This is a genomic window from Paenibacillus sp. Root444D2, from assembly GCF_001426375.1.
Taxonomy (GTDB): Bacteria; Bacillota; Bacilli; order Paenibacillales; family NBRC-103111; genus Paenibacillus_E.
The window spans coordinates 425,635-436,227 of the sequence record NZ_LMEO01000023.1; the positions used below are offsets into that span (position 1 = coordinate 425,635).

The window sequence follows — 10,593 nt, forward strand, 5'->3', positions numbered from 1 at the left end:
TCCCCTTAATCACAGCAGTTTGAATCTTCACAGGTTAGCTTCTCCACTTTATCTTTTTGGGAAGGGAGGTACTTGAATAAGTCAGTTAGGAAAGGCTTATCCTGGGTAGCAAGTGAATAGTAAACCCACTGACCTTTTTTTGTTTCTTTAACGAGACCACCATCTTTTAGTTTGCGCATATGCTGGCTAATATTTGGCTGGCTGGTCTGCAATATTTCTACAAATTCGCATACACATAGGTCTCTTTCTTGTAGCAATAGAAGGATAGATAGTCTGCATTTATCACCAACTAATTTTAAAGTATCAACCATATTTTCAATTTCAATCATCATTAGCCTCCTTACAATGTTACATTCATGCCTTTTAGCAGATCGATAACTTTTTTCTCAATTTCATCCCTTGTTTTGCGCAGTTCCTCAATGTCTCCATCACAATGTACTAAAGGATCTAGGATATTCCATTGTACATTCGTGATCCCAAAAGGAACAACAGGACAACGTTCAATTAAATTCTCGCACAATTTAACAATGACATTGGAAGCTAAGAAGGTCTTCATATCAATCTTCTTGGAAACATGATTTGAGATATCTATGCCGATTTCTTTCATAACCGTTATAGTCAGGGGATGTATTTCACTCGCTTCTAATCCAGCACTTTCAGCAATGACATTCTCTTTCCCGTAATGTTTGGCGAATGCTTCAGCAATTTGACTTCTACAGCGGTTTTGAATGCACAAAAAGTAAATACGTACAGGCTTCTTCACGATACTCAACCCCTTCCATTTGTTTATTATTATATAATTATTCGATTATATAGATAAAGTTAAGAATTTGTAAAGAATATAGAAATCTATGCAAAGAAACGCAGGAAGCCCCAAAAAATGTTTTATCATTCCATGAAATTCACTTGCATAACGAATACGTGTTCGGTATATAATATTAAATACGAATATATGTTCGCATATGGTGGTGGAAAACATGAGTGTTGATCTAAGAGTTGAGAATGAAGAGGATGTTCAAATTATTAAAGAATTTACGTTGTTACCCATTTTACTCGATATGCTAACAAGAGATATGGAGGAACTCAAAGTTAATAAGGACAAAATTGTTTATAATCATGTTCTTTATTATTTGAGAGAGGTTGAGACAGCGATTTATCCCCAATTACAAAGTATTAAGAGCAGTATGAAAAAGCGTGATATCAAAGTACTAAACACAACCACGAATGCAATTGGGATTAACGTTGAATACAAGGTCCGTGGCTACATTCATCATTTCACAATGCTTCGCAGCTTGGTCAAGGCCGAACTTATGACCACGCTCATGAATATGAGGAGGGCGTTGTGATGAGTGAGAAACGTGAGAGGACAATATTCCTCTCGGACTGTCAGTCGTTCTATGCAAGTGTTGAAAAGGCGACTCATCCGGGTCTCGAAAATCTTCCTGTTGTTGTGGCTGGGGACCCAGCTAGGAGATCAGGTATTATTTTGGCGGCATGCCCAATCGCTAAAAGCTTTGGAGTTAGTACAGCGCAGCGGCTTGGTGAAGCGCTCCAATTGTGTCCAAACGCTATCGTAATGCGTCCACACATGCAACGTTATATAGATGTATCACTAGCCATTACTGACATTTACAGAGAATATACAGACTTGGTAGAGGTATTTTCAATAGATGAACAGTTTTTGGACGTGTCAGGTTCACTTAAACATTTCCATTGTTCACCAGAAGAGTTGGCAATCATGATTCAAAAAAAAGTTGCAGCCTCCATGAACATACGTATCCGCGTAGGTATTGGACCGACCAAGATACTTGCAAAGCAAGCGACAGATAATTTCGCAAAGAAGAACGGAAATGGTATTTTTACACTTGGTAAAGAAGATGTGGAGCGTGAGTTGTGGCCACTAACCGTTGATAAGATGTACGGAGTTGGATCGCGTATGACTCGCCACTTCGTCGCACTCGGCATGACGACAATAGGTCATGTTGCTAGGACACCTCTTGCGACTCTCAAGCAGAAGTTCCGAGCTCGTTTTGGTAAACAGTCAGACATACAGGCTGAGGTGATGTGGCGTACTGCCAACGGATTAGACGACAGCCCAGTCACACCAGGAACGTTTGACGTAATGCCTAAATCAATCGGGCATGGAATGACTTTGCCACGTGACTATACGACCGCGGAAGAAGTTGATACTGTACTCTTGGAATTAACCGAAGAGGTATGTCGGGATGCACGATCAAAAGGGTTTACGAGCGGAACTGTTCATGTTTTTTGCATGTGCTCGCCATACGATGCACCAACAGGTTTTAGTCAGCAACGGAAAATGCCGCTGTGTACGAATAATACACTGAAAGTATATCGATCAGTACGCGAGATATTTCACCGTAATTGGAACGGTCTTCCGGTACGCAAGGTCGGCGTGACACTCGGCTCACTTGCCGATGAAGAGGTCACGCAATTGGATTTATTCGAAGATGTTACAAAGGTGCGTGAGCTTGATCGTGTCGTGGATGGTATTAAAGACCGTTTTGGTAGTACGGCACTCATACGCGCATCAAGTCTAATGAAAGCCGGTCTCGCTGTAGATAGAGCCGGAAAAATTGGAGGGCATTATAGATGAGCAAGAAACTAGAACGGAACGGTTTATGGGAGTCTAGTCGGATGATGCTTCCTCAACATAAAGAATCTGCAATAAGAAACCAGAAAGAAATGCAACGCATCCAGCGTCTAGAACTTGATGAGCAGGAAGTGCAAATCATATCAGCCACGTTGAGTCAGTCACAGATGTACAAGAAGACGGTTGAACTCACATTATATGGTGAGTATCAGCCACGTTTCATAACGGGTATTGTGACACGCAGCAAACACGGCGAATTCCGAGTTGACACTGTTGATCCGTCTAATGGAGTTGAGGAATGGAGTTGGATCAGCTATAAAGATGTGTTGAAGGCAGAGCTGAGTAAAGAGTTTAATTATGATGAAATGATATATCGGTAGAAGCGTTGGGAGAGAATAAACACCATCTAAATGTAATTTTACAATGAGTGGTGGCTACTCCGTAAATGATCCCGATGCAGGATTTCGGAAAGAATTTTACGCGGAAAAGGACCTGTTATTGCCTGCAGGAACGTACTTAATTGCAGCTAACTGCAATTTTTCTCTCACTGAAAAGGTTGTGGACAGCCATTATCACGGTGAAGTTCACACGACAATTGTCGTTGAATAAGGCGATTAAAGCTATCGCATCACAAACGTTGAACTAACGGGACACGATAGCACAAAAACAACAGGCTGCCAGCTTACTGGGCAGCCTGTTGATGTAACGGGCGGCTTAGTTCAACGCTCATTTGTGGTAAAATGAGAGGGGGTGAAGAGCATGGATTCCGTTGTGGTTAATTTAAATATTGATGAAGACACTCCCGAGTTTACAAACAAAGATAACGTAGGACAGGTTGAAATTTTAAGTAATAACCGAGTGATGATCACTTTAAATAAAAATGGATTAATTGGTTTTGCGCAGGAATTACTAAGACTGGCTCATAATGATTTTACAAACGGCTATCATATACACCTCGATCCCAGCGAGAAAGGATATGTTTCCCAAACTATGGGCTTTTACTCAATGCCCAGCAGTGCTGAGTTAATAATTTCTTGCGGAGATTTTGGGCCGATTGATTCATATCTGAAAGAGTAAATACACATGGGAAGCGACTTTGAGGAACAGCTGGGGAACTAAACTAACGCAGAACAGAACAATAGTGTAGAAGCTGCATCGTAGTAGCTCCTTCTTTTTTTGGTGATTGAAGATGTAACGACGAGTTAGGTTGGGAGCTGGAATCAGTGGACGACCGGATAAATGAAAATCTAAAGAGCGTATCGTTTGCAACCCGCATAATGGCCTTTTTTTTGGATTATATTATCATTTTGGGCTACATCATCCTGTTGATCGGAGTATCTTTTCTTGCACGACCGCAGTTGATTCCATTGTTTACGACAAATCCCTTGTTGGCGGAGATTACTGGGTTTTTATTCATTACACTGCCAGTATATCTTTATTTTGCCGTATGTGAGGGGTCGAAATCTCATGCAACATGGGGTAAACGAAAAATGGGGATTGTGGTGGCTGGCATTTACGGTCAACCAATCGGATTCGGATCCTCGCTTTTTCGTTCTGCCCTTAAATTCATCCCTTGGGAGCTAGCTCATTTCACCATTTGGCACATGGTGATTCCTTCAGAGTACCCTAATTATTTAATTTATTCTTTATTGGGGACGGTCTACGGTTTGGTACTTATTTACATGATAAGTCCATTATGGAGCAAAAATAATCAAACTGTTTACGACTCTATCGTGGGGACTGTTATAAGGTATAGGGATTAAGGATTTATTGGACCCACTCTCCAAGGGGAGTTGAACTAACGGGTAACGTTAATTTAACGAATTCTAGCTACCACCCAATTACGAAAACCGGATTCCTTTGTAGAATACAGGGTCCGGTTTTTTCATGTAATGTATTGCTTAGCGCACGATTTTTTTCCGTTTCGTGAGGTGACTCTACCATGACGATTTTTACAAGGAAAAAGAATGGGAGAATTCTGAAAACAAGTTAAATTGATACCCCGCAGATGATGGCTTGAAATCTAATGGGCGCTTAGATTATTTTGTGTTGTAGATGAGTACATCGTGTATAATTATATCGTAAAGATTGGCAAAAATTTTTTTTGAAGGTTTTCAAGGATGGTAGAGTTGAATCTCAAGAAATCAATGTCTAACAATATATATCGTGGTATAATGCTGATCTCAACAAATGAAGGGGATATAAATGAACAAAGAAGATGTTAAGCAACGTATTAAGGATTACCAGCAGGCAGAAGGAGTGCATCCTCTTANTGGTATAATGCTGATCTCAACAAATGAAGGGGATATAAATGAACAAAGAAGATGTTAAGCAACGTATTAAGGATTACCAGCAGGCAGAAGGAGTGCATCCTCTTACTTGCGGAAACAACAGTAAACACGAGAAATTATACCCTAAGGTGCTTGAACAAGGGTTGGTACTTCTTTGCCCAAATTGCAATTACACTCAAACATACATCCCGGATCTTTTTTTCGATGATGGTTTTTATGAGTGGCTGCGAGGATTTCCTTGGTAGGTACGGCCCGGCTCTGCTAGGNTAAACACGAGAAATTATACCCTAAGGTGCTTGAACAAGGGTTGGTACTTCTTTGCCCAAATTGCAATTACACTCAAACATACATCCCGGATCTTTTTTTCGATGATGGTTTTTATGAGTGGCTGCGAGGCATGAAGAGCTTAATTTAAGTCGAAGGCGGTAAATAATTTTGAAAAGGATACTTACAGTAGCATCAACAATCTAATTCCCAAACAGCCTGGCTGTGTTGTAAAACACGGCAGGCTGTTTTTTTTTATGTTAGAATTCCTGATCTTGGCAAGATCCACGGACTGGTTCGGAGACTTGATCAAAAGCTCTGCAGCATCATTTTCGATTATTTTGTTTAATAAGGATGTACTAAAGTGAAGCGTTAAACTAACGGGCAGATTTGTTTAATTATGCAATCATGAACACTTCATTGCGTATGTATAAATAATACAATTTGTGGAGTTGATGTTCTTGTGAAATCAAGAAGTGATAAAAAATTTGCTTTTGGATTGGTTAACTTCAGATGGGGGTGTGTTAGTTGGATGAAGAAACCAGATTTAAAGTATATAAGGATTGGGCAGAGCGATTTGATTGTGATATTTCATCAATGACTATTCCGAACGTCATAGTTCGTGAACACTCCAGGACTTTGAAAGGATATAATGGCATTTATTGCTTTTTTAATGGAACGACAAGCATTATATCGTCTCCCACTAAGTATACCTCATATATAAAAAGGGCCATCAGTGGTAGACATCCAATGGAAACTTTTGATGCGAATTTTCTTGTAAAGTCAATTGATATAGGTAAATACAAGGTTATTGGTCCTGCATTTCAGGGATACATTGATAGGGCTTCATTTCTTGAAGCATCTTCCCTTGAAGTTGTAGAACTTGTAACTTCAAATCAACTATCTCTACTTAATGATTTACGTAAATCTTGCTCTGAAACAGAGTGGGAGCATAGCTCCATAGAAATCAATAGACAACCAATACTAGCAAGGATATCTGATGAAAGAATTGTAGCAGTAGGTTCTTGGAGAGTAGAGGAATCTGGTTTTCTTAGCGTAGGTATTTTAAGTCACCCAGATTATCGAGGTAAAGGACACGCCAAAGCAGTTGTAAGTGCTTTAACTAGGAAAGGGTTAGAAGATGGTTTCACGATGCATTATCAAACTTTAATGTCCAATAGTTCGTCAGTAGCTATTGCTAAATCGCTGGGATTTGAAAAATTAGCTTGTACTTTGGCTATAAGGATTCTTGAGTAATTCTTGGATTGGTTTTAGTCGGTAACTAAATATAACCGAGGACCTAACTACTTTGGTCTTTTTTTCACCAGCAGAACACTCAAATAAATAAGTTAGTGTTTTAAGCTAACGGGACACGTTTGTTCAATAAACACACCAATGGGAGGCTGCCGACATGATCGGCAGCCTCCCATTACGTTAACGGGCAGCATTCCTATTATGTAGAAATACGAGGTTTGAAAAATAAAAAGACTCCTTGGTATGATGTTAAAAGGATCCCAGTTGCTGGCCAGCGACAGATCCAAATATCATATCAAGGAGACTACAATATGAATTCTACCCAAAATCAGAAAATAACTCAAATCACTTCAGCTACATTAATTATTGGTGTAGACATCGCCAAGTTCAAACATGTGGCTAGAGCGCAAGACTTTCGCGGAGTCGAGTTTGGTAAGCCAATAGCGTTTGAGAACAGCTTAGAAGGCTTCGAGAACTTTGTAAATTGGTTCAGGAAGATCATGTTAGAACACGAATTTAAAGATGTTCTAGTAGGCATGGAACCGACCGGTCATTACTGGCTGAATCTTGTTCATTATCTGAAGGAACATCATATCTCTTGCGGTGTTGTGAATCCGCTGCATGTGAAAAAAAAGTAAAGAGTTGGATGACAACTCACCAACCAAAAATGACGTTAAGGATGCTAAGGTCATCGCTCAGCTCATTAAAGACGGCAGATACGCTATACCGAATATTCCTCAAGGTATCTATGCAGAATTACGTGAGGCCATGAAAATTCGCGATCACCTGTCTACTGACCTGCGTGTCATACAAGGACGTGTCCATAACTGGTTAGACCGTTACTTCCCGGAATTCCTCACAGTGTTTAAGGATTGGGAATGTAAATCAGCGATTCAAATGCTAAGTCTGAGCATGTTGCCGCAAGAGCTCGTTTCGTTATCAGATGAGTTCTTGCTGGAGCATCTTAGACAAGTAGCAAAACGTGGAGCTGGTATTGGACGAATACAGGCGCTAAAATCCGCTGCTAGCCGTTCTGTAGGCATTAAGCATGGTGTGGATTTAGCTAAGATGGAGCTGCAATTGCTTCTCAAACAGCATCAGCTCATACAAGATAAGTTTGATGAACTTAATCTAAAAGTCGATGAATTACTTAGTCAAATTCCAGGTGTAGATCACCTTTTAGTCATCAAAGGCATTGGTAGAGATACAGTTGCTGGCTTCCTTGCTGAGGTTGGGGACATTGCAAATTACCATCACCCTAAACAAATCGTAAAGCTGGCAGGACTTAATTTACAAGAGAACACATCCGGAAAGCACAAAGGGCAAGCCAAGATAACTAAACGGGGAAGAAGGAAGCTTCGAGCCCTGTTATTTCGAGTCATTATGCCTCTAGTTGCAAAAAACCAAGCTTTTAAAGCACTTCATGAGTACTACACAAAACGACCAGACAATCCTTTGAAGAAAATGCAATCCTTGATTGCACTCTGTAGCAAATTGATTCGGATCTTATTTGGAATCATGAAAAAGGGGCATGTATTCAGTGAATTGAAGATGCTTCAGGATATCCCTCGATTTTCCAATTTAGAATTAGCAGCATAAAATATATCTCTATTAGGAAAGCAAAGCAAAGCAAAGTAAAGAGTACAGATTAGACAACGAAGCACGGATGAGTCGGAATAACACTAACATACGGACGTAGATCCTGTCGGGCAGCATATCCGACCTCCACCTCATGGACAGGTTGAATGAAGGAATGTGGGAGCGTAGACTCTGTGAGACATGGGAGGGTTGACCTCCATGAGACATGTGGAGATCCATAGGTGCAACCATATTATTCCTAAATAACCACTTTTTTTGGCAAGTGGCTAAGTGGAGGCATTCTTTTATATTTCCACACCCAGTTTTTTCATCTAACTCAATATTATCCCATAGGCACGTTGTCCCTAACCTTTAGCAAAGCATTGAAATCCTAAGATTTAGAGAGTATTTAAAAGAAAATCTATTCCTCATAGAGGGAGTTTAATGTAATGTGAGTTTTCCTACAAATATCTCTGAAATAACGTTAATATAGTTATATTTAGTAACTTTTCACAATAACAAGCGTATTTAATTTAGGTAACTTAGGAAGAGGTGCTTGTATGATTGCGTTCAAAACCTTATCGTGGTTAAGTATAATTTATTATTTTTTACTTGGTATTGGTGGTCCAATTTTCATCATTTGGTTTGCCGTTTCTTATGTAAGAGGTATGAAAGAACGTAACAAAATACTTAGGGAATTGGTCGAAAAATTCAAAGATACTGCACCATAAAATACCGAGTTTTTTGTTATTACTACGTTAACGGAGAACAAAATTAAAAAAAACGAACACGTTGGTTATGGAATAATATGTTATTATTAAAGAGCTAAATGAGGTGGAGTGAATAATAGCAACTGTATTTCTAAATTCATGTACCATTTTTATACTTATTATATTTGCCTAAAGGATTTACAAATATCGTTTTCAAAAGTACAACAAAGAGAATTTAGGATTAGCATTAATAGGTTTGATAAATGACCTTGTTTTTAAAGGTAAACTAAGTTTTTATCTTATATATATTTCTATATTCATTATTTTTTCAATCTTATTCGCATATCAATTATTTTTCGGATATGAGCGTTTCAGTAAACAAAAAGAAAAAGAAGAAATGATGAAAAACATAAAACCCTAGTTTTGACTTTAACAAGTTCTTAATACTCGTCATGAATTGGATGAACTAACGGATAACGCTAGTTCAATATAAACAGATTAAAACCTCCCATTAGAAGAAACCCTAGATTTAATAGGACTATTGGGAGGTTTTATTATGAATATAAGTCAATTGTGGAAACTGTATGAGGCCGATAAGCGCATCCAGGGATTTAGTATACAAACTCTAAAAGCCTACGCCCTGCAGCTAAAAATGTTAGTTAATGAACTTGGCGATATCCATATTTCAGATGTTACCCTACAGTTGTTGAAGGAATATTTAGCGAAACAATCTGATCGATTGAAGCCAAGTAGTTTAGGGCATCGGATCCGCTTTGTTAGATCTTTGTTTCGCTTTGCTTACGAAGAAACCTACCTAACATCAAATCCATCTCTAAAATTAAGAGAGCCTAAGATGGAAAAACGTATTCCGAAGTTTTTAATCGAGGAAGATGTGATCCATTTGAAGATCTCTTGTCTATCCATGCGGGAACGAGCTCTTCTAGAGTTCCTGTACACTACCGGTTGCCGAGTTGGAGAAGTACAAAAGATAAACATTGAAGATTTGAACTGGGAGAATTGTTCTGCAATCGTTAATGGTAAGGGATCGAAGCAAAGAGAAGTTTATTTCACTACGGAGTGCAAGGTCTGGTTGAAGAAGTATCTGGCAAGTCGCAATGACTCCTGTAAAGCCTTGTTTGTAACCGACACTTATCCTACTCGCAGAATGGCCATTCCCACGATCAGATGGTCAATAAAACGGCTTGCAGATCGGGGAGAGGTCGCAACCAATGTGTACCCTCATCGTTTTCGCCATACTTATGCGTGTCAGTTGTTGGACAACGGAGCACCTTTGGATTTCATTCAAGGCATGCTGGGACATGAGAAGGCATCGACCACTCAAATATATGCACAGCTCCGCGGCGAGCGCAGAAGAGAACTTTATCGTCGATTCTTCTAGTCCTTCAACGCCCTTCAGTAATGATGGTTTGAATCAGAATAATGGCACCTTTACTCCAGCACGGCAATCAGTTAAACTAAACCGCCTAATTCGCTTCAATTAGGCGGTTAGCATGCTTTTTGGGGAAGCTAATCAAAACGTAAAAAGTTCTGGTAAGGAGCTGCGTGCATGGAATTCCAGGAGACGGAAGAGTTTCTCATAAAGAAGTTGCGCAAATACATAGAAGGGTATGTTTATGATGCTGAACTATCCAGTAGCGAGTGCTTGAAAGTGATTGTGGAGATAGTACGTACCTATCCCACCACAGGGAAGAAAAATGTAGCTAATAGTTGAAAAAAAAAAGAAGAGATTTATTACAATAACTGAAGTGTCCCTGTTTTATTAAGCTAAACATTCCTGTTAGTCCTAAGAATTGGACTTTGAAAGAAAAGGAGCGCCTCGGTATGATGGGTTTGTCAAAGGGTATAACCCAACACCATCAAG

General features: G+C 39.4%; 11 protein-coding genes and 1 pseudogene. 10 read left to right on the plus strand and 2 right to left on the minus strand.

Annotated elements, in window-relative coordinates; genetic code table 11:
• Positions 1 to 5: 5 nt before the first annotated feature.
• Both ASD40_RS15985 and ASD40_RS15990 read right to left on the minus strand, forming a co-directional pair.
• Positions 6 to 329: an ArsR/SmtB family transcription factor gene (locus ASD40_RS15985; RefSeq protein WP_057304224.1), complete on the minus strand. Its 324-nt coding sequence runs from the start codon at positions 327 to 329 to the stop codon at positions 6 to 8.
• Between the two features lie 11 nt (positions 330 to 340).
• Positions 341 to 763 (minus strand): arsenate reductase ArsC, encoded by a 423-nt coding sequence (locus tag ASD40_RS15990; RefSeq protein ID WP_057304225.1) that lies wholly within the window; start codon positions 761 to 763, stop codon positions 341 to 343.
• 214 nt (positions 764 to 977) lie between these two features.
• Here ASD40_RS15990 and ASD40_RS15995 point away from each other — a divergent pair, with 214 nt between their 5' ends.
• The 10 genes and pseudogenes from ASD40_RS15995 (at position 978) to ASD40_RS16040 (ending at position 10,110) form a co-directional block, all read left to right on the plus strand.
• The gene (locus tag ASD40_RS15995; RefSeq protein ID WP_057304226.1) at positions 978 to 1,346 is read left to right on the plus strand and encodes a hypothetical protein; all 369 of its coding nucleotides are present in this window, start codon (positions 978 to 980) and stop codon (positions 1,344 to 1,346) included.
• Complete coding sequence (locus ASD40_RS16000; RefSeq protein WP_057304227.1) at positions 1,346 to 2,617, plus strand: DNA polymerase IV; 1,272 nt, start codon at positions 1,346 to 1,348, stop codon at positions 2,615 to 2,617. Before ASD40_RS15995 ends, ASD40_RS16000 begins: the two co-directional genes overlap by 1 nt.
• Positions 2,614 to 2,994, plus strand: coding sequence for a YolD-like family protein (locus tag ASD40_RS16005; RefSeq protein ID WP_057304228.1), 381 nt, complete (start codon positions 2,614 to 2,616; stop codon positions 2,992 to 2,994). The genes ASD40_RS16000 and ASD40_RS16005 overlap by 4 nt, the downstream gene beginning before the upstream one ends.
• A gap of 379 nt (positions 2,995 to 3,373) precedes the next feature.
• Entirely contained in the window at positions 3,374 to 3,691 is a 318-nt protein-coding gene (locus tag ASD40_RS16015) for an Imm32 family immunity protein (RefSeq protein WP_057304230.1), read from the plus strand.
• Between the two features lie 146 nt (positions 3,692 to 3,837).
• A complete protein-coding gene (locus ASD40_RS16020; protein ID WP_235549278.1) occupies positions 3,838 to 4,377 on the plus strand; it encodes an RDD family protein in 540 nt (179 codons plus the stop codon).
• Positions 4,378 to 4,925: 548 nt separating this feature from the next.
• Positions 4,926 to 5,150 carry a hypothetical protein gene (locus ASD40_RS16025; RefSeq protein ID WP_057304231.1) on the plus strand — a complete coding sequence of 75 codons (225 nt, stop codon included), beginning with the start codon at positions 4,926 to 4,928 and terminating at the stop codon, positions 5,148 to 5,150.
• A 547-nt stretch (positions 5,151 to 5,697) separates the two neighbouring features.
• Entirely contained in the window at positions 5,698 to 6,426 is a 729-nt protein-coding gene (locus ASD40_RS16030; RefSeq protein WP_057304232.1) for a GNAT family N-acetyltransferase, read from the plus strand.
• 308 nt (positions 6,427 to 6,734) lie between these two features.
• Positions 6,735 to 8,022, plus strand: a pseudogene (locus tag ASD40_RS16035) (IS110 family transposase).
• Between the two features lie 539 nt (positions 8,023 to 8,561).
• Complete coding sequence (locus ASD40_RS37210; protein ID WP_156390025.1) at positions 8,562 to 8,732, plus strand: hypothetical protein; 171 nt, start codon at positions 8,562 to 8,564, stop codon at positions 8,730 to 8,732.
• Positions 8,733 to 9,267: 535 nt separating this feature from the next.
• Positions 9,268 to 10,110 carry a tyrosine-type recombinase/integrase gene (locus ASD40_RS16040; RefSeq protein WP_057304233.1) on the plus strand — a complete coding sequence of 281 codons (843 nt, stop codon included), beginning with the start codon at positions 9,268 to 9,270 and terminating at the stop codon, positions 10,108 to 10,110.
• Positions 10,111 to 10,593 lie beyond the last annotated feature (483 nt).

Excerpts from the sequence above, each read along its gene's own strand:
- ASD40_RS15985 (WP_057304224.1), bottom strand. The coding sequence starts at position 329 with ATGATTGAAATTGAAAATATGGTTGATACTTTAAAATTAGTTGGTGAT.
- ASD40_RS15995 (WP_057304226.1), top strand. The coding sequence starts at position 978 with ATGAGTGTTGATCTAAGAGTTGAGAATGAAGAGGATGTTCAAATTATT.
- ASD40_RS16000 (WP_057304227.1), top strand. The coding sequence starts at position 1,346 with ATGAGTGAGAAACGTGAGAGGACAATATTCCTCTCGGACTGTCAGTCG.
- ASD40_RS16005 (WP_057304228.1), top strand. The coding sequence starts at position 2,614 with ATGAGCAAGAAACTAGAACGGAACGGTTTATGGGAGTCTAGTCGGATG.
- ASD40_RS16015 (WP_057304230.1), top strand. The coding sequence starts at position 3,374 with ATGGATTCCGTTGTGGTTAATTTAAATATTGATGAAGACACTCCCGAG.
- ASD40_RS16025 (WP_057304231.1), top strand. The coding sequence starts at position 4,926 with ATGAACAAAGAAGATGTTAAGCAACGTATTAAGGATTACCAGCAGGCA.
- ASD40_RS37210 (WP_156390025.1), top strand. The coding sequence starts at position 8,562 with ATGATTGCGTTCAAAACCTTATCGTGGTTAAGTATAATTTATTATTTT.
- ASD40_RS16040 (WP_057304233.1), top strand. The coding sequence starts at position 9,268 with ATGAATATAAGTCAATTGTGGAAACTGTATGAGGCCGATAAGCGCATC.